The organism is Streptococcus mitis, assembly GCF_047464035.1.
In the GTDB taxonomy this organism is placed as follows: Bacteria; Bacillota; Bacilli; order Lactobacillales; family Streptococcaceae; genus Streptococcus; species Streptococcus mitis_DX.
Genome location: NZ_JASHCQ010000001.1, coordinates 25,674 through 47,461 on the forward strand (window position 1 = coordinate 25,674; position 21,788 = coordinate 47,461).

The 21,788-nt window shown below is 40.8% G+C and carries 23 protein-coding genes and 1 pseudogene; 19 read left to right on the forward strand and 5 right to left on the reverse strand.

The window, feature by feature from the left end; all coding sequences use genetic code 11:
- The first annotated feature begins 36 nt into the window (after nt 1–36).
- Nucleotides 37–1,449, forward strand: a complete 1,413-nt coding sequence (gene sufB / locus QM818_RS00130) for a Fe-S cluster assembly protein SufB (RefSeq protein ID WP_000797054.1) — start codon at nt 37–39, stop codon at nt 1,447–1,449.
- Between the two features lie 82 nt (nt 1,450–1,531).
- Here sufB and pbp3 read toward each other — a convergent pair whose 3' ends face one another.
- Nucleotides 1,532–2,773, reverse strand: coding sequence for a D-alanyl-D-alanine carboxypeptidase PBP3 (gene pbp3 / locus QM818_RS00135; RefSeq protein ID WP_023947791.1), 1,242 nt, complete (start codon nt 2,771–2,773; stop codon nt 1,532–1,534).
- Nucleotides 2,774–2,875: 102 nt separating this feature from the next.
- Here pbp3 and QM818_RS00140 point away from each other — a divergent pair, with 102 nt between their 5' ends.
- A complete protein-coding gene (locus tag QM818_RS00140; protein ID WP_023947789.1) occupies nt 2,876–3,985 on the forward strand; it encodes an AI-2E family transporter in 1,110 nt (369 codons plus the stop codon).
- A gap of 206 nt (nt 3,986–4,191) precedes the next feature.
- A complete protein-coding gene (tuf, locus tag QM818_RS00145; RefSeq protein WP_001040726.1) occupies nt 4,192–5,388 on the forward strand; it encodes an elongation factor Tu in 1,197 nt (398 codons plus the stop codon).
- Nucleotides 5,389–5,706: 318 nt separating this feature from the next.
- Here the strand turns inward: tuf and QM818_RS00150 are convergent, their stop codons facing one another.
- The 3 genes from QM818_RS00150 to QM818_RS00160 form a co-directional block, all read right to left on the reverse strand.
- Entirely contained in the window at nt 5,707–6,087 is a 381-nt protein-coding gene (locus QM818_RS00150) for a hypothetical protein (RefSeq protein ID WP_223330095.1), read from the reverse strand.
- A 535-nt stretch (nt 6,088–6,622) separates the two neighbouring features.
- On the reverse strand, nt 6,623–7,705 hold the full coding sequence (locus QM818_RS00155; RefSeq protein WP_414299756.1) for a DEAD/DEAH box helicase: 1,083 nt from the start codon (nt 7,703–7,705) through the stop codon (nt 6,623–6,625).
- The gene (locus QM818_RS00160) at nt 7,702–8,679 is read right to left on the reverse strand and encodes a Gfo/Idh/MocA family protein (protein WP_414299757.1); all 978 of its coding nucleotides are present in this window, start codon (nt 8,677–8,679) and stop codon (nt 7,702–7,704) included. Before QM818_RS00160 ends, QM818_RS00155 begins: the two co-directional genes overlap by 4 nt.
- A 153-nt stretch (nt 8,680–8,832) precedes the next feature.
- Between QM818_RS00160 and QM818_RS00165 the strand changes: the two genes are divergently transcribed.
- The 5 genes from QM818_RS00165 to QM818_RS00185 all read left to right on the forward strand — a co-directional run bounded on the left by QM818_RS00165 (nt 8,833) and on the right by QM818_RS00185 (nt 11,514).
- Complete coding sequence (locus QM818_RS00165) at nt 8,833–9,525, forward strand: YoaK family protein (RefSeq protein WP_261445244.1); 693 nt, start codon at nt 8,833–8,835, stop codon at nt 9,523–9,525.
- Nucleotides 9,526–9,799: 274 nt separating this feature from the next.
- Nucleotides 9,800–10,114, forward strand: a complete 315-nt coding sequence (gene rplU, locus QM818_RS00170; RefSeq protein ID WP_000109141.1) for a 50S ribosomal protein L21 — start codon at nt 9,800–9,802, stop codon at nt 10,112–10,114.
- Nucleotides 10,115–10,129: 15 nt separating this feature from the next.
- A complete protein-coding gene (locus tag QM818_RS00175) occupies nt 10,130–10,474 on the forward strand; it encodes a ribosomal-processing cysteine protease Prp (RefSeq protein WP_000613699.1) in 345 nt (114 codons plus the stop codon).
- Between the two features lie 16 nt (nt 10,475–10,490).
- Nucleotides 10,491–10,784 carry a 50S ribosomal protein L27 gene (gene rpmA / locus QM818_RS00180; RefSeq protein ID WP_006149998.1) on the forward strand — a complete coding sequence of 98 codons (294 nt, stop codon included), beginning with the start codon at nt 10,491–10,493 and terminating at the stop codon, nt 10,782–10,784.
- Between the two features lie 319 nt (nt 10,785–11,103).
- On the forward strand, nt 11,104–11,514 hold the full coding sequence (locus QM818_RS00185; RefSeq protein WP_261081141.1) for a DUF5301 domain-containing protein: 411 nt from the start codon (nt 11,104–11,106) through the stop codon (nt 11,512–11,514).
- 175 nt (nt 11,515–11,689) lie between these two features.
- Here QM818_RS00185 and QM818_RS00190 read toward each other — a convergent pair.
- Nucleotides 11,690–11,764, reverse strand: a pseudogene (locus tag QM818_RS00190) (AraC family transcriptional regulator); the annotation flags it as partial.
- On the opposite strand from QM818_RS00190, the gene QM818_RS00195 reads away from it, so the two are divergent.
- The 11 genes from QM818_RS00195 (at nt 11,757) to trmFO (ending at nt 21,786) form a co-directional block, all read left to right on the forward strand.
- Nucleotides 11,757–12,665, forward strand: a complete 909-nt coding sequence (locus QM818_RS00195) for a LysR family transcriptional regulator (protein ID WP_001025697.1) — start codon at nt 11,757–11,759, stop codon at nt 12,663–12,665. The pseudogene QM818_RS00190 and the gene QM818_RS00195 sit on opposite strands and share 8 nt — an antisense overlap.
- A complete protein-coding gene (gene lspA / locus QM818_RS00200; RefSeq protein ID WP_261081142.1) occupies nt 12,662–13,123 on the forward strand; it encodes a signal peptidase II in 462 nt (153 codons plus the stop codon). Before QM818_RS00195 ends, lspA begins: the two co-directional genes overlap by 4 nt.
- Nucleotides 13,113–14,003, forward strand: a complete 891-nt coding sequence (locus tag QM818_RS00205) for an RluA family pseudouridine synthase (protein WP_261081143.1) — start codon at nt 13,113–13,115, stop codon at nt 14,001–14,003. The genes lspA and QM818_RS00205 overlap by 11 nt, the downstream gene beginning before the upstream one ends.
- A gap of 109 nt (nt 14,004–14,112) precedes the next feature.
- Complete coding sequence (gene proB, locus QM818_RS00210; RefSeq protein WP_261081144.1) at nt 14,113–15,222, forward strand: glutamate 5-kinase; 1,110 nt, start codon at nt 14,113–14,115, stop codon at nt 15,220–15,222.
- 9 nt (nt 15,223–15,231) lie between these two features.
- Nucleotides 15,232–16,494, forward strand: a complete 1,263-nt coding sequence (locus QM818_RS00215; protein WP_261081145.1) for a glutamate-5-semialdehyde dehydrogenase — start codon at nt 15,232–15,234, stop codon at nt 16,492–16,494.
- A 3-nt stretch (nt 16,495–16,497) separates the two neighbouring features.
- Nucleotides 16,498–17,295 carry a pyrroline-5-carboxylate reductase gene (gene proC / locus QM818_RS00220; protein WP_414299758.1) on the forward strand — a complete coding sequence of 266 codons (798 nt, stop codon included), beginning with the start codon at nt 16,498–16,500 and terminating at the stop codon, nt 17,293–17,295.
- A gap of 267 nt (nt 17,296–17,562) precedes the next feature.
- Complete coding sequence (gene tmk / locus QM818_RS00225; RefSeq protein WP_173212309.1) at nt 17,563–18,201, forward strand: dTMP kinase; 639 nt, start codon at nt 17,563–17,565, stop codon at nt 18,199–18,201.
- Complete coding sequence (locus QM818_RS00230) at nt 18,198–19,088, forward strand: DNA polymerase III subunit delta' (protein WP_261081147.1); 891 nt, start codon at nt 18,198–18,200, stop codon at nt 19,086–19,088. The genes tmk and QM818_RS00230 overlap by 4 nt, the downstream gene beginning before the upstream one ends.
- Nucleotides 19,089–19,127: 39 nt before the next feature.
- Nucleotides 19,128–19,445, forward strand: coding sequence for a DNA replication initiation control protein YabA (gene yabA / locus QM818_RS00235; protein WP_000358228.1), 318 nt, complete (start codon nt 19,128–19,130; stop codon nt 19,443–19,445).
- A gap of 2 nt (nt 19,446–19,447) precedes the next feature.
- Complete coding sequence (rsmI, locus tag QM818_RS00240) at nt 19,448–20,317, forward strand: 16S rRNA (cytidine(1402)-2'-O)-methyltransferase (protein ID WP_049502494.1); 870 nt, start codon at nt 19,448–19,450, stop codon at nt 20,315–20,317.
- 134 nt (nt 20,318–20,451) lie between these two features.
- A complete protein-coding gene (gene trmFO, locus QM818_RS00245; protein ID WP_033684985.1) occupies nt 20,452–21,786 on the forward strand; it encodes a methylenetetrahydrofolate--tRNA-(uracil(54)-C(5))-methyltransferase (FADH(2)-oxidizing) TrmFO in 1,335 nt (444 codons plus the stop codon).
- Nucleotides 21,787–21,788 lie beyond the last annotated feature (2 nt).

The window sequence follows — 21,788 nt, forward strand, 5'->3', positions numbered from 1 at the left end:
GAATCAGTAAAACTGAAGAATGAAAGAAAGGATATTATGGCTGAAGAAAGAGTAGAACCAAAACCAATTGATCTTGGTGAATATAAATTTGGTTTCCATGATGATGTAGAGCCTGTCCTATCGACAGGAAAAGGATTAAACGAAGATGTCATTCGCGAATTATCGGCTGCTAAGGGAGAACCTGAGTGGATGTTAGAATTCCGTTTGAAGTCTTATGAAACCTTTAAAAAAATGCCCATGCAAACATGGGGAGCAGACTTATCAGAGATTGACTTTGATGACTTGATCTACTACCAAAAACCATCTGATAAACCTGCTCGCTCTTGGGATGAAGTTCCTGAAAAAATTAAAGAAACCTTTGAGCGTATCGGGATTCCTGAAGCTGAGCGTGCTTATCTAGCTGGTGCCTCTGCTCAGTATGAGTCAGAAGTGGTTTACCACAACATGAAGGAAGAGTTCCAGAAATTGGGGATTATCTTTACAGATACAGATTCTGCCCTCAAGGAATACCCAGACTTGTTTAAACAATACTTTGCCAAGTTGGTACCGCCGACAGATAACAAGTTGGCTGCCCTCAACTCAGCAGTATGGTCAGGTGGAACATTTATCTACGTACCAAAAGGTGTTAAGGTAGATATTCCGCTTCAAACTTACTTCCGTATCAACAACGAAAATACAGGTCAGTTCGAACGTACCTTGATTATCGTTGACGAGGGAGCGAGTGTTCACTACGTAGAAGGATGTACGGCACCAACTTATTCAAGCAACAGCTTGCATGCGGCCATCGTAGAAATCTTCGCCTTGGACGGAGCTTATATGCGTTATACGACTATTCAAAACTGGTCTGATAACGTTTATAACTTGGTAACAAAACGTGCTAAGGCTCAAAAGGATGCCACTGTTGAGTGGATCGATGGAAACTTGGGTGCCAAAACAACCATGAAATATCCATCCGTTTACCTAGATGGAGAAGGGGCGCGTGGTACTATGCTCTCTATCGCCTTTGCTAATGCAGGACAACACCAAGACACTGGTGCTAAGATGATCCACAATGCTCCACATACAAGTTCGTCTATCGTGTCTAAATCCATCGCTAAAGGCGGAGGAAAGGTGGACTACCGTGGACAAGTAACCTTTAACAAAAACTCTAAGAAATCTGTTTCTCACATCGAGTGTGACACCATTATCATGGATGACTTATCAGCATCAGATACTATTCCATTTAATGAAATTCATAACTCGCAAGTTGCTTTGGAACACGAAGCTAAGGTTTCTAAGATTTCAGAAGAACAACTCTATTACCTCATGAGCCGTGGCTTGTCAGAATCTGAGGCAACAGAGATGATTGTTATGGGATTTGTAGAACCCTTCACAAAAGAACTTCCAATGGAATATGCAGTTGAGCTGAACCGCTTGATTAGCTATGAGATGGAAGGATCAGTTGGGTAAAATTTGTTTTTATATTTACCCATAATCAAGGATTTTGAAGATGAACTTGTAACAAAAAATCGCGGTTTAAAATCGCGATTTTTTATAATTTTTCGTTGATGAAGCGGATAAACTGATTCCACCAAACTTTTAAGAAGAAGGCTTTTTCAACTTTCTTTTCTGCTACCATTTCAAAACTAGGACGTTCTGTGGTGATGTAACCTTGACCAATCAAGTCCTTGTCTTCATAAGTCAAATGTCCAACCACAGTTCCGGCTTCAAGTGGTGCTGGTATTGCCTTAGAATCAGGTGTGAATTGAATAGTTTGGGACGATTGTCCCCCAACACGTTCAATAAGAGTGATATCATCTTTGGCAACGGCAGTGACCGCATCTTCTTTTCCATCTTGTACAGGAGCTTTACTATCTTGGTAGGCATCGCCTTTTTGAACGATTTTACGAAGCGTGAATGTAGAAGAGATATAATCCATTAGTGACGATGTAGCTGTGAAGCGAGCGTAAGGATTATTGTCTTGATGGTCTGCGTTCAAAACAACTGTGATAACCCTCATCCCTTTTTCGACTGTAGTACCAACAAAAGACTCTCCAGCCTTATCTGTTGTTCCTGTCTTAAGGCCATCAAAACCACCGCGATAAGCAGGCATACCTTCTAACATGTAGTTGGTAGAAGTGATTGTCATTCCAGCAAAAGTAGAAGAAGGTTTTTTCGTGATTTCCAAGACTTGTGGGTATTTTTTGATGAGATTGCGAGCAACGATAGCGACATCATAAGCACTGAGCTTGTTTTCATCATCTTTTTTAGATCCTGGGTAAATGTTATCCCCTAAAGTCTCATTGTTAAGACCCGTCGTATTGACAACAGTGGCATCCTGAATGCCCCATTCCAAGAGCTTTGCCCTCATCATATCGACGAAATCTTTTTCTGAGCCAGCAATTTTTTCAGCTAACGCAATAGCTGCACTGTTAGCACTGGATACTAGGGTTGCTTCCAGTAGTTGTTCGACGGTATAATTACGAGCCTCCATAGGAACGTTACTCGCTTCAGAATTTGTCGTTAATTTGTATGGATAATCAGAGATATCTACCGGAGTTGATAGTGTAATACTACCGTTTTCCAAGGCTTCATAGACAAGATAAACAGTAATCAATTTTGTGATCGAAGCAATTTCAACTGGCTGGGTTGCATCTTTCTCATAGAGAATTTTACCGGTATTTGCCTCAACAGCAATTGCATGTTTAGCAGCAATATTAAAATCTTGAGCATCAACAGTAGATGCTGCCCCAATAACGGAAAGGCTTAGGAGAGTTAAAATTATTTTTTTCATAGTAAGTTTATTCTATCATAAAGAAAAAAATATTCCCAGTTTCATGATATAAGAAAGAAGCTTTTTTGAAAGTGTGGTAAAATAGATGAATGGAGGTACTTCATGTTTCGTAAGAATAAATTATTTTTTTGGACCAGTGAGATTTTACTATTAACCATCATCTTTTATTTATGGAGACAGATGGGTGGGATTATAACGCCTTTTGTAAGTGTCGCAAACACTATAATGATTCCCTTTCTTTTAGGTGGTTTTTTATATTATTTGACCAATCCTATTGTAAATTTTTTACAAAAGTATTTCAAAATTAACCGTATCATTGGTATTCTACTAACCTTGTGCGCCTTGGTTTGTGGGCTAGTTATTGGGGTCGTCTATCTCTTACCGATTTTGATTAATCAGCTGACAAGTTTGATTGCTACAAGTCAGACAATCTACAGTCGTCTGCAAGATTTGATTATCGATTTATCCACTTATCCAGCCTTTCAAAATTTAGATATTCAAGCGACTATTCAACAGTTAAATCTCTCTTATGTAGATATTCTACAGAATATCCTAAATAGTGTAACGAATAGTGTTGGAAGTGTCTTATCTGCGCTCTTTAGTACTGTTTTGATTATTATCATGACACCTGTATTTTTAATTTATTTTTTGTTAGATGGCCACAAATTCTTGCCGATGCTTGAGCGTACTGTTTTAAAGCGAGATAAGTTGCATATTACAGGTCTTTTAAAAAATTTGAATACTACAATTGCTCGATATATTAGTGGAGTTGCTATTGATGCGATTATTATTGGTTGTTTGGCCTTTATCGGATATAGCGTGATTGGTTTGAAATACGCTTTGGTCTTTGCCATCTTTTCAGGATTGGCCAATCTCATTCCTTATGTTGGACCAAGTATTGGTTTGATTCCGATGATTATCGCCAATGTCTTTACTGATCCTCATAGAATGCTGATTGCAGTTGTTTATATGTTGATTATTCAACAAGTAGATGGGAACATCCTTTACCCTCGAATCGTTGGTGGAGTGATGAAGGTTCATCCAATTACGATTTTAGTATTACTTTTGTTATCAAGTAATATCTATGGTGTCATTGGCATGATTGTCGCAGTACCAACCTATTCTATCTTAAAAGAAATTTCTAAGTTTTTATCACGTTTGTATGAAAATCATAAAATAATGAAAGAACGAGAAAGAGAATTAGCTAAGTAAAAGTCAGGAATTCCTGATTTTTCTTTTTGTTTAGCTAGGTGATAGGAGTAGAAGTGTCGTTTAGAATTAGTTGATTAAGAATAATTCACAAAAACTTTGTAAAACACTTGCAATTTAGCTGAAATTTGATAAAATAGTAAGGAAAGTTAGACTGTATTGCCTACTGTCTATCTATAAAATATATTTTATTGGAGGCTTTTACTCAAATGGCAAAAGAAAAATACGATCGTAGTAAACCACACGTTAACATTGGTACTATCGGACACGTTGACCACGGTAAAACTACCCTAACTGCAGCTATCACAACTGTTTTGGCACGTCGCTTGCCTTCATCAGTTAACCAACCTAAAGACTATGCGTCTATCGATGCTGCTCCAGAAGAACGCGAACGCGGTATCACTATCAACACTGCGCACGTTGAGTACGAAACTGAAAAACGTCACTACGCTCACATCGACGCTCCAGGACACGCGGACTACGTTAAAAACATGATCACTGGTGCCGCTCAAATGGACGGAGCTATCCTTGTAGTAGCTTCAACTGACGGACCAATGCCACAAACTCGTGAGCACATCCTTCTTTCACGTCAGGTTGGTGTTAAACACCTTATCGTCTTCATGAACAAAGTTGACTTGGTTGACGACGAAGAATTGCTTGAATTGGTTGAAATGGAAATCCGTGACCTATTGTCAGAATACGACTTCCCAGGTGACGATCTTCCAGTTATCCAAGGTTCAGCTCTTAAAGCCCTTGAAGGTGACACTAAATACGAAGACATCGTTATGGAATTGATGAACACAGTTGATGAGTACATCCCAGAACCAGAACGTGACACTGACAAACCATTGCTTCTTCCAGTCGAAGACGTATTCTCAATCACTGGACGTGGTACAGTTGCTTCAGGACGTATCGACCGTGGTATCGTTAAAGTCAACGACGAAATCGAAATCGTTGGTATCAAAGAAGAAACTCAAAAAGCAGTTGTTACTGGTGTTGAAATGTTCCGTAAACAACTTGACGAAGGTCTTGCCGGAGATAACGTAGGTGTACTTCTTCGTGGTGTTCAACGTGACGAAATCGAACGTGGACAAGTTATCGCTAAACCAGGTTCAATCAACCCACACACTAAATTCAAAGGTGAAGTTTACATCCTTACTAAAGAAGAAGGTGGACGTCACACTCCATTCTTCAACAACTACCGTCCACAATTCTACTTCCGTACTACTGACGTTACAGGTTCAATCGAACTTCCAGCAGGTACTGAAATGGTAATGCCTGGTGATAACGTGACAATCGACGTTGAGTTGATCCACCCAATCGCCGTAGAACAAGGTACTACATTCTCTATCCGTGAGGGTGGTCGTACTGTTGGTTCAGGTATGGTTACAGAAATCGAAGCTTAATTCGATTTAGTTCCCAGAAGAACAATTATTTAAGTCAGACACTAAAAGAATCTTGCTTTGCAAGGTTCTTTTTTTAAAAAAATAAAAAGATAGACCTGATAAAGTCCAGATCCATCTAATAAGTTATTTTCAAGTGACTAGTTCGCTCCAAACACTAACATTCGATATAGTAGAGGTTTCACCAGCTGGAACCCATTTGTTAGTTCCTAAGTATCTAACTTCTAGTTTACGAACATTTACTATGTAAGATGCTTTTAGCCTGATGTAACCATAAGTGTAGGGTGGTACGTTATGGGATACTGAGTGATTTAAACTAAGTCAAAATCCAGACTCAGGAGCAGAAAAGCTAACAGCTGCACTTAAAGTTAGGGTAGCTCCAGCTTTTCCACCATAAGCAGTTGAACTTAGAGATCCTGATGTAGCGCTGCTCTTATAAGAGTGAGAGGAGCTAGTTCTATAGTCTGCAACACCAGTTGCATTAGAACGAGTCTGATACGTAGATTTAGACTCTAAATAGGCGTCTCTAAGTTCAGTCGTATAAAATGACAATAACTCTCCTGTGTTGATATCTTTTACAACACGATTAGATACAATTTCATAATTTGTGCAAGGATAGACATCAGCAAAAACCGTAGATGTTGTGACTAAGAAAAATAGATTTGATAGAACAGAGAAAAACAATAATTTCAATTTAATCATAAAAAAATGTCTATTCTTCATGATCAAAAGATTATTTTTTCAATCCTTTGAAAGTCATAATGCAACCCGAAAGGATACTGAGAGTTCCTATAGGTCTCCAATATAGCTGCCAAAAGAATAAATTTATTCTTCCTTTCAGTGTCTCATCGGGTCCAGCATAATAGGGGTTGATGTGAAATAATAAAAAACCAAAACATAAAACTATGATTCCGGTTAAGAATAAAATGTCCTTATTTACTTTCCTCATAAAATCTCCTTTTATTTAATTTTAAGCGTTTTCTATTATTAGTATACGTCAAAAAAATAAAAAAACAAGTCTATTTATTTATTAATTTATATGGTATAATAAAATAGTTGGAGAGTTTTTTTACTACGAATCTTATGTAGTTTTACAAAAAAGAGGCTAGATAAAAACTCAATTTTAGGAGAAAATGAAGTAAAATTTCCCACAATAAAACGCATAATATCAAGGTTCAATACCTGATATTATGCGTTTTTGATTTTAAAGACTTTTTGCCCAGCCTCAATGAGGGCTTTATTTTACATAGAGTTCTTGATTTTTTAGGACAATTTCTCGTACACTTGCAAACTTCTTAAGTTTTTTGATTTCTTCTGGATGAGTGACGAGAGTGATAACGTAACCTTCCTTGCCCATACGACCAGTACGGCCAGCACGGTGAGTGTAGGTTTCGCTATCTCTAGGAACATCAAAGTTTACGACACATTCGAGGCTATCGATATCAATTCCACGAGCCAGAAGGTCTGTTGCGAGAAGTAGGGTTAGTTGCTTGTCTTTAAACTTTTCTAAGATGACTTTTCTGAACTTGACATTGACATCACTAGCGAGGGAAACAGCCAAGATATCCCGATACTGTAGTTTTTCTTCTGCACTTCCAAGGTCTGATAGGCTGTTAAAGAAGACAAGACCTCGGAAATCCTCTACATGAGCCAGTTTTCGTAGCATATCCACTCGGTGACGTTGATCTACCTGCATGTAGAAGTGCTGGATGTTGTCCAATTTTTGGTCAGAGAGATCAATGGTACGTGTGTTAGGCGCAATCTTCTTTTGGTCAAACTTGGTTGTCGCACTCATATAGACAAGTTGGTGGTCACGAGGTGCGTAGTGAGTAATTTTCTCGACAAAGTGTATCTGAGAATCATCTAGTAATTGGTCGAATTCATCCAGGATGATGGTTTCCACATTCATCATCTTGATTTTTTTCAATTTAATCAGTTCAAAGATACGGCCAGGGGTTCCAATCAGAATTTCTGGTCCTTTTTTGAGTCGTTCAATTTGACGTTTTTGACTCGAACCTGATAAGAAGAGTTGGGTAGTTAAGCAGATAGCTTCAGCCCACGTTTTACATACATCAAAAATCTGTCCAGCAAGCTCAGTATTTGGTGCTAGAATCAAGAGTTGTTGGTTTTTTTTCTTTTGTAGTCTGAGAAGACTTGGTAGAAGGTAAGCTAGGGTCTTACCAGTTCCTGTTGGGCTCACTCCTAGGAGGTTTTCTCCAGCAAGAAGGGGCTCAAATAGTTGGGTTTGAATGGGAGTGAATTCTTGGAAACCGAGTTGGTCACTCAGTTCTTGCCATTCAGTCGGTAGTTTGTTTTTCATTTTTCTGCCTCAAATCTAATGCCAGCAGTCTGGCGCATGGTAAATAGTAGTTCATGAACAAAACTTGCATCTTCCAACCAAGTTTGGTAGAGATTCAGATCTGGTTGCTGGATCATGTGTGCAAATGCAGCGACTTCCTCAGTCATCGTATGAGGAGCCTGTTGGATAGGGAGTTGGACTTGATTACCTTGATGGTCGGTAAAAATAGCCGAGCGAACATGCTCGATGGTATTGAGGATCAAGGTGCCATCTGTCGTATAAATCTCGCAAGGAAGATTGGAAGTGATGTTTTTCCCAGCCTTGATATGAACTTGAAAGTCAGGGTAGAGGAGGATTCCATCTCCATTTAAGTCAATGCTATTGTCAAGCTGTTGAGCCTGATAGGTCGCGTCTTGAGCTTTTCCAAAGAGACGAACGGCAGCGTAGAGAGGATAAATTCCCAAATCCATAAGCGCTCCACCAGCAAAACGGTCTGAAAAGACATTTGGTATCTCCCCAGCCAACAAGTTAGGCATTTTGGAAGAATACTTAGCATAGTTGAAATCTGCCCCTAAAATTTGCTTGTCTGCTAAAAAGTTTTTGATAGTTATAAAAGCTTTTTCATGGTAATTGCGAGCTGCTTCGAATATAAAACAGTGATTTTTCTCAGCTGTATGTCTCAAATCTAGCCATTCTTGTGGCTGAGTGACAGCTGGTTTTTCAAGAATGACGTGTTTACCTGCAGACAAGGCAGCTTTTGCCTGAGCAAAATGCAAGGAATTTGGACTGGCAATATAGACCACATCAAAGGAGCTCTTGAAGAAGTCTTCTAATTGATCAAAGAGTTGGATATCCTGATAGCGAGAAGCAAAGGTTGCCGCAGTTTCTAGTTTTCTAGAATAGACTGCGACCAGCTTGTATTCTCCACTGGTATGGGCTGCTTCTATGAAGTGGTGGCTGATAGCCCCTGTTCCGATGACACCTAATTTAAGCATAGTTACTCCTTTTCCAATTTCAAATCCTTCTTTCATTATAACATAGATAGACAGGACTATCCAACAGAGGGGAAAAAATTTCAAATAAGCTACTAGGTCTTTTCCAAAGAAAGTGGTACAATAATGAGATGAGTAAATGAAATGGGAGGGAAAATGAGGTTATTACCGATAAGAAAAATATCACGTCAGTCTAAGAGGCTAGCGCTTTTTTTGACTTTTTGTGCAGGTTATGTAGATGCCTATACGTTTATTGTGCGAGGGAACACTCTTGTAGCTGGACAAACTGGGAATGTCGTCTTTCTTTCAGTAGAATTAATCCAAAATAATGTTTCAGATGTTAGGGACAAGGTTCTCACCTTGCTAGCTTTTATGATGGGGGTCTTTTTATTAACTGTTTATAAGGAAAAATTGAGAATTGTGAAAAAACCGATTCTGTCACTGATTCCTTTGGCAATCTTATCAATCATTATTGGTTTTGTGCCGCAAACTGTGGATAATATCTATCTAGTACCACCCTTGGCCTTCTGTATGGGACTGGTGACAACTGCTTTTGGAGAAGTGTCGGGTATTGCCTATAATAACGCTTTTATGACAGGAAATATCAAGCGGACCATGCTGGCTTTTGGAGATTATTTCCGAACCAAGCACACACCTTTTTTGCGTGAAGGATTTATATTTGTTAGCCTGCTTAGTAGTTTTGTCCTTGGCGTTGTCTTTTCAGCCTATTTGACGATTTTCTATCATGAAAAGACTATTCTTGGTGTTCCTATTATGATGAGTATTTTTTACCTCAGTATGCTTTTTGCCTCGTGGCGGAAAAAAGTAAAAGAAAAAGCTTCATTTTAGGTGTTATTACTTGTAAGAAAATAGGAGATATGCTATACTTGAAGAGTTGACTATGCACGTTCCTGTGCAACCGCACGAACATCGTTGCTCGTCGTATAACAAATTTAAACTTCGTCATTGTCGCCTTGCCTAACATAAGTTATGCCTTCGGCTCAATTCCTAGTTTATTCTTTGTTATACTTAGAGCTCTTCTTTTAAGTGGTTCGTCCCACGATGCTAGGCGAGTCTTCACAAAAAATTCGGGGAAACCCATAAAAATCATAGGAGGTGCATAATGAGCACATACGCAATTATCAAAACTGGCGGAAAACAAGTTAAAGTTGAAGTTGGTCAAGCAGTTTACGTTGAAAAATTGAACGTTGAAGCTGGTCAAGAAGTTACTTTTAACGAAGTTGTTCTTGTTGGTGGTGAAAACACTGTTGTCGGAACTCCACTTGTTGCTGGAGCTACTGTAGTTGGAACTGTTGAAAAACAAGGAAAACAAAAGAAAGTTGTTACTTACAAGTACAAACCTAAAAAAGGTAGCCACCGTAAACAAGGTCACCGTCAACCATATACTAAAGTTGTCATCAACGCAATCAACGCTTAATTTTAAGGAGAACACATGATACAGGCAGTCTTTGAGAGAGCCGAAGATGGCGAGCTGAGGAGTGCGGAAATTACTGGACACGCCGAGAGTGGCGAATACGGCTTAGATGTCGTGTGTGCATCGGTTTCTACGCTTGCCATTAACTTTATCAATTCCATTGAAAAATTTGCAGGCTATGAACCAATCTTAGAATTAAACGAAGATGAAGGTGGCTATCTGATGGTTGAAATTCCAAAAGATCTTCCTTCACACCAGAGAGAAATGACCCAGTTATTCTTTGAATCATTTTTCTTAGGTATGGCAAACTTATCGGAGAACTCTTCAGAGTTCGTCCAAACCAGAGTTATCACAGAAAACTAACACGGAGGAAAACATTATGTTAAAAATGACTCTTAGCAACTTGCAACTTTTCGCCCACAAAAAAGGTGGAGGTTCTACATCAAACGGACGTGATTCACAAGCAAAACGTCTTGGAGCTAAAGCAGCTGACGGACAAACTGTAACAGGTGGATCAATCCTTTACCGTCAACGTGGTACACACATCTACCCTGGTGTAAACGTTGGACGTGGTGGAGACGATACTTTGTTCGCTAAAGTTGAGGGCGTAGTACGCTTTGAACGTAAAGGACGCGATAAAAAACAAGTTTCTGTTTACCCAATCGCAAAATAAAAAGGTCCAGTGAACCTTTTTATCCCGAGCCTTGAAGTATAAAGGCGAGGAAGCTAGAAGTAGCATTAAATAAGGCTTTCCGAGATTTCGGAGAGCCTCTTTTTTTGTTTTGGTACCCACGCTGGTACCCATATTTAAAATCCTATATATGAAGCGAACTTGTTAGCTACTTTATCTGTTGTTGAAAAATTATAATCTAGTAGAATTTTTACAGTAATGAATTTTATAAAGGAATAAGATATTGCAAAAATTGCTAAGGTTTGATATTATAATTTTATCTTAGTGAGCTAGCAGAAATATGGAAAGGATGTGAAGCTGTATGAAAAAGATGATCACCATGATAGTCTGTTCAATCTCATTTCTTGTTCTATCTGCTTGTGTCAGTAAGAAAAAACTTATTCTTCCTGAACCTGAAACGGTCTCTGTAATTTCCTTGAAGAAAAAAATTTCTGAAGATGTTAAAACTATAAACAAGAGAGAAGAAATTTCAAAATTGATTGAGGAGATACAGAAACAGTCCAAATCTACAACTTTTGAGAGTTTCAATGATCAACCGACAAATGATAAAGATTACATCATTATCAAATTCACTCATCAGAATGAGGAAAAGGATAGTGTAGCCTATCTATACACTATGAAAGAAAAACAGTTTATTGAACAACCTTATGTTGGGATTTGGGAAGTAAGTCCAGATATAGCGAATAGGGTTGAAGAAGCTTATTCTAGTTGATTTATAGAATAAAAGAAATTTTTAGAGAGTTTTCTTGTATCATGTTTTAAACGGTAAATCAACAAGATTTGCTGTTTTTATTTGTTTGAAATAAAATGAGGACTGAAAAAAGATATCATTCTAATTCTTGTATTGAGGTATTAGAGTATTCGCTTAGACTTGAAAATTTCCAGACTTTTTTCCTTTTTGGAAAACTTCTAAAATATGGTATAATGAAAAGATAAAGAAGTTGGGGGTAGAAGATGAACATTCAACAATTACGCTATGTTGTGGCTATTGCGAATAGCGGTACTTTTCGTGAAGCTGCTGAAAAGATGTATGTTAGTCAGCCGAGTCTGTCTATTTCTGTTCGTGATTTGGAAAAAGAGTTGGGCTTTAAGATTTTCCGTCGGACCAGCTCAGGGACTTTCTTGACCCGTCGTGGTATGGAATTCTATGAAAAAGCGCAAGAATTGGTTAAAGGATTTGATATTTTTCAAAATCAGTATGCCAATCCTGAGGAAGAAAAAGATGAATTTTCAATTGCTAGTCAGCACTATGACTTCTTGCCACCAACCATTACGGCTTTCTCAGAGCGCTATCCTGACTATAAGAACTTCCGTATTTTTGAATCAACTACTGTTCAAATCTTAGACGAAGTAGCCCAAGGGCATAGTGAGATTGGGATTATCTACCTTAACAATCAAAATAAAAAGGGTATTATGCAACGGGTTGAAAAGCTAGGCTTAGAGGTCATTGAATTGATTTCCTTCCATACCCACATTTATCTCCGCGAGGGGCATCCTTTGGCTCAGAAAGAGGAATTGGTTATGGAGGATTTAGCTGATCTACCAACGGTTCGTTTCACTCAAGAGAAAGATGAGTACCTTTATTATTCAGAGAACTTTGTTGATACCAGTGCGAGCTCGCAGATGTTCAATGTGACAGACCGTGCTACTTTGAATGGTATTTTGGAGCGGACGGACGCTTATGCAACAGGTTCCGGATTTTTAGATAGTGACAGTGTCAATGGGATTACAGTCATTCGTCTCAAGGATAACCTAGATAATCGCATGGTCTATGTTAAACGTGAAGAAGTGGAGCTGAGTCAAGCTGGGACTCTCTTTGTAGAAGTCATGCAAGAATATTTTAATCAGAAGAGGAAATCATGAAAAAAAGAGGAATAGTGGCAGTCATTGTACTACTTTTGATTGGGCTTGATCAGTTGGTAAAATCCTATATCGTCCAGCAGATTCCACTGGGTGAAGTACGCTCTTGGATTCCCAATTTCGTTAGTTTGACCTACCTGCAAAATCGAGGTGCAGCCTTTTCTATCTTACAAGATCAGCAGTTGTTATTCGCTGTCATTACCCTGGTTGTCGTGGTAGGTGCCATTTGGTATCTACATAAACACATGGAGGACTCATTCTGGATGGTCTTGGGTTTGACCTTGATTATCGCAGGTGGTCTTGGAAACTTTATTGACAGGGTAAGTCAGGGCTTTGTTGTGGATATGTTTCACTTGGACTTTATCAATTTTGCAATTTTCAATGTGGCAGATAGCTATCTGACTGTTGGAGTGATTATTTTATTGATTGTAATGCTAAAAGAGGAAATAAATGGAAATTAAAATTGAAACTGGTGGCCTGCGTTTAGATAAGGCTTTGTCGGATTTGACAGAATTATCACGTAGTCTCGCGAATGAACAAATCAAATCAGGACAGGTCTTGGTTAATGGTCAAGTCAAGAAAGCTAAATACACAGTTCAAGAGGGTGATATCGTCACTTACCATGTACCAGAGCCGGAGGTCTTAGAGTATGTGGCTGAGAATCTTCCGCTAGATATCATCTACCAAGATGAGGATGTGGCCGTCGTTAACAAACCTCAGGGGATGGTGGTGCATCCGAGTGCTGGTCATACTAGTGGAACTCTAGTAAATGCCCTTATGTATCATATTAAGGACTTGTCGGGTATCAATGGGGTTCTACGCCCAGGAATTGTTCATCGTATTGATAAGGATACGTCTGGCCTTCTCATGATTGCTAAAAATGATGAGGCGCATCTAGCACTTGCCCAAGAACTCAAGGATAAGAAGTCTCTCCGCAAATATTGGGCGATTATTCATGGGAATTTGCCTAATGATCGCGGTGTGATTGAAGCGCCGATTGGCCGTAGTGAAAAAGACCGGAAGAAACAGGCTGTGACTGCTAAAGGAAAGCCTGCAGTGACCCGTTTCCACGTCTTAGAACGCTTTGGTGATTATAGCTTGGTAGAGTTGCAGCTAGAGACAGGTCGCACTCATCAGATTCGTGTCCATATGGCTTATATTGGCCATCCAATCGCTGGTGATGAAGTTTATGGTCCTCGTAAGACTTTGAAAGGACATGGACAATTTCTTCATGCCAAGACTCTAGGATTTACTCATCCGAGAACAGGTGAGACCTTAGAATTTACAGCAGATATCCCAGAGATTTTTAAGGAAACATTGGAGAGATTGAGAAAGAATTAGACGTGAAAAAAGGTTGAGATGACTTGTCTCGACCTTTTTCCTATCAACTCTTTTCTATTTCCTGCCATTCATGTTATAATGGATAAATATGAAGAATCGGAGTGAGACTATGAAATACAAACGGATTGTCTTTAAGGTGGGGACTTCTTCTCTGACGAATGAGGATGGAAGTTTATCACGTAGTAAGGTAAAGGCTATTACCCAGCAGTTGGCTATGCTGCACGAGGCTGGTCATGAATTGATTTTGGTGTCTTCAGGTGCCATTGCGGCTGGTTTTGGGGCCTTAGGATTTAAAAAGCGTCCGACTAAGATTGCTGATAAACAGGCTTCAGCAGCGGTAGGACAGGGTCTTTTGTTGGAAGAATACACGACCAATCTTCTCTTGCGCCAAATCGTTTCTGCACAAATCTTGCTGACCCAGGACGACTTTGTGGATAAGCGCCGTTATAAAAATGCCCATCAGGCTTTGTCTGTTTTACTTAGCCGTGGGGCGATTCCTATCATCAACGAGAATGATAGTGTTGTTATTGATGAACTCAAGGTTGGGGATAATGACACTATGAGTGCTCAGGTAGCAGCCATGGTCCAAGCTGACCTTTTAGTCCTCTTGACAGACGTAGACGGCCTCTATACAGGAAATCCTAATTCAGATCCAAGAGCCAAACGCTTGGAGAAAATCGAGACCATCAATCGTGAGATTATTGATATGGCTGGTGGAGCTGGTTCTTCAAACGGAACAGGTGGCATGTTAACCAAAATCAAGGCTGCAACTATTGCGACAGAATCAGGAGTTCCTGTTTATATCTGCTCATCCTTAAAACCAGATACCATGATTGAAGCGGCTGAGGAGACCAAGGATGGTTCCTACTTTGTCGCGCAAGAGAAGGGACTTCGCACCCAGAAACAATGGCTGGCCTTCTATGCTCAGAGTCAAGGTTCTATTTGGGTTGATAAAGGGGCTGCAGAAGCTCTCTCTCAACATGGCAAGAGTCTTCTCTTATCTGGTATCGTTGAAGCAGAAGGCGCCTTTTCTTACGGTGATATCGTGACAGTATTTGACAAGGAAAGTGGAAAATCACTTGGAAAAGGACGCGTGCAATTTGGAGCATCTGCTTTGGAGGATATGTTGCGTTCTCAAAAAGCCAAGGGGGTCTTGATTCACCGTGACGATTGGATTTCCATTACTCCTGAAATCCAACTACTCTTTACAGAATTTTAGAGGTAAACTATGGTAAGTACACAAGAACAATTTGAACAGGTACAGGCTGTTAAAAAATCAATCAACACAGCTAGTGAAGAGGTGAAAAACCAAGCCTTGCTAGCCATGGCTGATCATTTATTAGCAGCTACTGAGGAGATTTTAGCGGCAAATGACCTTGATATGGAAGCTGCTAAGGGTAAAATCTCAGATGTGATGCTGGATCGTCTTTATTTGGATGCAAGTCGTATAGAAGCGATGGCAACTGGGATTCGTGAAGTGGTTGCTTTACCAGATCCAATCGGTGAAATTTTAGAAATCAATCAGCTTGAAAATGGTTTGGTTATCACAAAGAAACGTGTAGCTATGGGAGTTATTGGTATTATCTATGAAAGCCGTCCAAATGTGACGTCTGATGCAGCTGCTTTGGCTCTTAAAAGTGGAAATGCAGTTGTTCTTCGTAGTGGTAAGGACGCCTATCAAACAGCCCATGCCATTGTCACAGCCTTGAAGAAGGGCTTGGAGACGACTACCATTCATCCAGATGTGATTCAACTAGTGGAAGATACCAGCCGAGAAAGCAGCTATGCCATGATGAAGGCCAAGGGCTATCTAGACCTTCTCATTCCTCGTGGGGGATCTGGTTTGATCAATGCAGTGGTTGAAAATGCTATCGTACCAGTTATCGAGACAGGAACTGGGATTGTCCATGTTTATGTCGATAAGGATGCAGACGAAGACAAGGCTCTGTCTATCATCAACAATGCTAAAACCAGTCGTCCTTCTGTTTGTAATGCCATGGAGGTTCTGCTGGTTCATGAAGACAAGGCAGCAAGCTTCCTTCCTCGCTTGGAGCAAGTTCTAGTTGCAGAGCGTAAAGAAGCTGGGCTGGAACCAATTCAATTCCGACTTGATAGCAAAGCAAGCCAGTTTGTTTCTGGTCAAGCGGCTGAAGCTCAAGACTTTGACACCGAGTTTTTAGACTATGTATTAGCTGTTAAGGTTGTGAGCAGTTTAGAAGAAGCGGTTGCCCATATTGAAACCCACAGTACCCATCATTCGGATGCCATTGTGACGGAAAATGCTGAAGCAGCAGCATACTTTACAGATCAAGTGGACTCAGCAGCGGTTTATGTCAATGCTTCAACTCGTTTCACAGATGGTGGCCAATTTGGTCTGGGTTGTGAAATGGGGATTTCTACTCAGAAACTGCACGCGCGTGGTCCAATGGGCTTGAAAGAGTTGACCAGCTACAAGTATGTGGTCACTGGTGAAGGACAGATAAGGGAGTAAGAGATGAAGATTGGATTTATCGGTTTGGGGAATATGGGTGCTAGTTTGGCCAAGTCTGTTTTGCAGGCCAAGACGGGTGCTCAGATTCTCCTTGCCAATCGTAGTCAAGCTAAGGTGGATGCTTTCATCGCCAACTTCGGTGGTCAGACTTCTAGCAATGACGAAATCTTTGCAGAAGCAGATGTGATTTTTCTAGGAGTTAAGCCTGCTCAGTTTTCTGAACTGCTTTCTCAATACCAGACCATCCTTGAAAAAAGAGAAAGTCTTCTTTTGATTTCCATGGCAGCTGGATTGACTTTAGAAAAACTAGCAAGTCTTATCCCAAATCAACACAGAATTATTCGTATGATGCCAAATACTCCTGCTTCTATCGGTCAAGGAGTGATTAGCTATGCCTTGTCTTCTAATTGCAGGGCTGAGGACAGTGAGCTATTTTGTCAGCTTTTATCCAAGGCTGGTCTCTTTGTTGAACTGGGAGAAGGCTTAATCGACGCAGCGACAGGTCTTGCAGGCTGTGGACCGGCCTTTGTCTATCTCTTTATCGAAGCCTTGGCAGATGCAGGTGTTCAGACGGGATTGCCACGGGAAATAGCACTGAAAATGGCAGCCCAAACTGTGGTAGGAGCTGGGCAATTGGTCCTAGAAAGCCAAGAACATCCTGGGGTCTTAAAAGATCAAGTTTGTAGCCCAGGCGGTTCGACTATCGCTGGTGTAGCAAGCCTAGAAGCGCATGCTTTTCGAGGAACGGTCATGGATGCAGTTCATCAAGCCTACAAACGAACACAAGAACTGGGTAAATAAGAGGTAGTTTTGTCTGCCTCTTTTATGGTGGTTGATACTCTTCGAAAATCAAATTCAAACCATGTCAACGTCGCCTTGCCGTAGATATATGTAACTGACTTCGTCAGTCTTATCTACAACCTCAAAGCAGTGCTTTGAGCAACCTGCGGCTAGTTTCCTAGTTTGCTCTTTGATTTTCATTGAGTATGAAATGAGAAGACAAAAAGATTGTCACAAACCCCTATTTTTTTGATAGAATAGAAGTAGTAAAAAAGAAATGAGTTAGACATGTCAAAAGGATTTTTAGTCTCTCTTGAGGGACCAGAGGGAGCAGGAAAGACCAGTGTTTTAGAGGCTCTGCTCCCAATTTTAGAGGAAAAAGGGGTAGAGGTGCTGACAACCCGAGAACCTGGTGGAGTCTTGATTGGGGAGAAGATTCGGGAAGTAATTTTGGATCCGAGTCATACTCAGATGGATGCGAAGACAGAACTCCTTCTCTATATCGCCAGTCGCAGGCAGCACTTGGTGGAAAAAGTTCTTCCAGCACTTGAAGCTGGTAAGTTGGTCATTATGGACCGCTTCATTGATAGTTCTCTTGCCTATCAGGGATTTGGTCGTGGCTTAGATATTGATGCCATTGATTGGCTAAATCAGTTTGCGACAGATGGCCTTAAACCTGATTTGACACTCTATTTTGACATCGAGGTGGAAGAAGGACTAGCTCGCATTGCTGCTAATAGCAATCGCGAGGTCAATCGTTTGGACTTGGAAGGTTTGGACTTGCATAAAAAAGTCCGTCAAGGCTATCTTTCTCTTCTGGACAAAGAAGGAAATCGCATTGTCAAGATTGATGCTAGTCTCCCTTTGGAGCAAGTTGTGGAAACTACCAAGGCTGTCTTGTTTGACAGAATGGGCTTGGCCAAATGAAACAAGATCAACTAAAGGCCTGGCAGCCAGATCAGTTTGACCGCTTTGTCCGTATCCTAGAACAAGACCAGCTCAATCACGCCTATCTCTTTTCAGGTTTCTTTGGAAGCTTGGAAATGGCGCAATTTTTAGCTAAGAGCCTCTTTTGTACAGATAAAGTAGGTGTGTTGCCATGTGAGAAATGTCGGAATTGTAAGCTGATTGAACAGGGAGAGTTTCCAGATGTTACCTTGATTAAGCCAGTCAATCAGGTCATCAAGACAGAACGCATTCGGGAATTGGTGGGACAGTTTTCTCAAGCAGGGATTGAAAGCCAGCAGCAGGTCTTTATTATCGAGCAAGCTGAGAAGATGCACCCCAACGCAGCCAATTCTCTGCTCAAGGTCATAGAAGAACCCCAGAGTGAGGTTTATATTTTCTTCTTGACCAGCGATGAGGAAAAGATTTTACCGACAATCCGAAGTCGGACCCAGATTTTCCACTTTAAAAAGCAAGAAGAAAAGCTCATCTCGCTCTTAGAACAAATGGGATTGGTTAAGAAAAAGGCGATCCTTTTAGCTCAGTTTAGTCAATCGCGAGCTGAAGCAGAGAAGTTAGCCAATCAGGCAAGCTTTTGGACCTTGGTTGATGAAAGTGAACGCCTGCTGACTTGGTTAGTGGCTAAGAAAAAGGAAAGTTATTTGCAAGTTGCCAAACTAGCTAGCTTGGCAGATGATAAGGAAAAACAAGATCAGGTTTTACGAATTCTTGAAGTCCTCTGTGGACAAGATATCCTACAAGCAAGAGTAAGAGTGATTCTACAAGATTTGCTAGAAGCTAGAAAAATGTGGCAAGCTAATGTCAGCTTTCAAAATGCCATGGAATATCTGGTCTTGAAAGAAATATGAACTCAAAAATGAACGATAAAGAAAGGAAAGGGCTGTTTTATGGACAAAAAAGAATTATTTGACGCGCTGGATGATTTTTCCCAACAGTTATTGGTAACCTTGGCCGATGTGGAAGCCATCAAGAAAAATCTCAAGAGCCTGGTAGAGGAAAATACAGCTCTTCGCTTGGAAAATAGTAAGTTGCGCGAACGCTTGGGGGAGGTGGAAGCAGATGCTCCCGTCAAGGCTAAGCATGTTCGCGAAAGTGTCCGTCGCATTTACCGTGATGGATTTCACGTATGTAATGATTTTTATGGACAACGTCGAGAGCAGGACGAGGAATGTATGTTCTGTGACGAGTTGTTATACAGGGAGTAGGCATGCAGATTCAAAAAAGTTTTAAGGGGCAGTCTCCCTACGGCAAGCTGTATCTAGTGGCAACGCCGATTGGCAATTTAGATGATATGACCTTTCGAGCTATCCAGACCTTGAAAGAAGTGGACTGGATTGCTGCTGAGGACACGCGCAATACAGGTCTATTGCTCAAGCATTTTGACATTTCTACCAAGCAGGTTAGTTTTCATGAGCACAATGCCAAGGAAAAGATTCCTGATTTGATTGGTTTCCTGAAAGCAGGGCAAAGTATTGCTCAGGTATCCGATGCAGGTCTGCCTAGTATCTCAGACCCTGGTCATGATTTGGTCAAGGCAGCCATTGAGGAAGAAATTGCGGTTGTGACTGTTCCAGGTGCCTCTGCAGGAATTTCTGCCTTGATTGCCAGTGGTTTAGCGCCACAGCCACATATCTTTTACGGCTTCTTACCGAGAAAATCAGGCCAGCAAAAGCAATTTTTCGACTTGAAAAAAGACTATCCTGAAACCCAGATTTTCTATGAATCGCCTCATCGTGTGGCAGATACGTTAGAAAATATGCTAGAAGTCTACGGTAATCGCTCGGTCGTCTTGGTTAGGGAATTGACTAAAATCTATGAAGAATACCAAAGAGGTACCATTTCAGAGTTATTAGAAAGCATAGCTGAAACGCCACTCAAGGGCGAATGCCTTCTCATCGTCGAAGGTGCCAGTCAGGATGTGGAGGAAAAAGATGAGGAGGACTTGTTTTCAGAAATACAAGTACGCATCCAGCAAGGCATGAAGAAAAATCAAGCTATCAAGGAAGTTGCGAAACACTACCAGTGGAATAAAAGCCAGCTCTACGCTGCCTATCACGATTGGGAAGAAAATGACTAAACAGGGAAGTTTGCCTTCTTCCCTTTTTTTGTTATACTAGTAGAAGAAAAAAATAGAAAGATTTGTGGGTGTTAAACAAGCCAGTGCCTTGTTTTGATATGAACTTAGGTTCCACCCAAAGAGGTATTAGTGTCGTGTCTCAATCTTATATCAATGTTATCGGTGCTGGTTTGGCAGGTTCTGAAGCAGCCTACCAAATCGCAGAGCGTGGTATTCCAGTTAAACTTTATGAAATGCGTGGTGTCAAGTCAACACCCCAGCACAAAACAGACAATTTTGCTGAGTTAGTTTGTTCTAATTCCCTTCGTGGGGATGCTTTGACAAATGCAGTTGGTCTTCTTAAGGAAGAAATGCGTCGCTTGGGTTCTGTTATTTTGGAATCTGCTGAGGCTACACGTGTTCCTGCAGGTGGTGCGCTTGCGGTGGACCGTGATGATTTCTCCCAAATGGTGACCGAAAAAGTGGCCAACCACCCCTTGATTGAAGTGGTGCGTGATGAAATTACAGAATTACCGACAGATGTTATCACAGTTGTCGCTACTGGTCCCTTGACTAGTGATGCCCTGGCTGAAAAGATTCACACCCTTAATGATGGCGATGGCTTCTATTTCTACGATGCGGCAGCGCCGATTATCGATGTCAACACTATCGATATGAGCAAGGTCTATCTAAAATCTCGTTATGATAAGGGAGAAGCTGCCTACCTCAATGCCCCTATGACCAAGCAAGAATTTATGGATTTCCATGAAGCCTTGGTCAATGCGGAAGAAGCACCGCTTAATTCTTTTGAAAAAGAAAAGTACTTTGAAGGCTGTATGCCAATCGAAGTCATGGCTAAACGAGGTATTAAAACCATGCTTTATGGTCCTATGAAACCAGTCGGTTTGGAGTATCCAGATGACTACACAGGACCTCGTGATGGAGAATTTAAAACACCTTATGCAGTTGTCCAGCTTCGTCAGGACAATGCGGCTGGTAGCCTCTACAATATCGTCGGTTTCCAGACCCACCTCAAATGGGGAGAACAAAAGCGTGTCTTCCAAATGATTCCAGGTCTTGAAAATGCTGAGTTTGTTCGTTACGGTGTCATGCACCGCAATTCTTATATGGATTCACCAAATCTTCTTGAGCAAACCTATCGTTCCAAGAAACAGCCAAACCTCTTCTTTGCTGGTCAAATGACGGGTGTGGAAGGCTATGTCGAGTCAGCAGCGTCAGGCTTGGTTGCGGGAATTAACGCGGCTCGTCTTTTCAAGGGAGAAAGCCAAGCTATTTTCCCAGAGACGACGGCTATCGGAAGCTTAGCTCATTACATCACCCATGCGGATAGCAAACATTTCCAACCAATGAATGTCAATTTCGGAATCATCAAGGAGTTGGAAGGCGAGCGTATTCGTGATAAGAAGGCTCGTTATGAAAAAATTGCTGAGCGTGCCCTCAGTGATTTAGAGGAATTTTTAACTGTCTAATT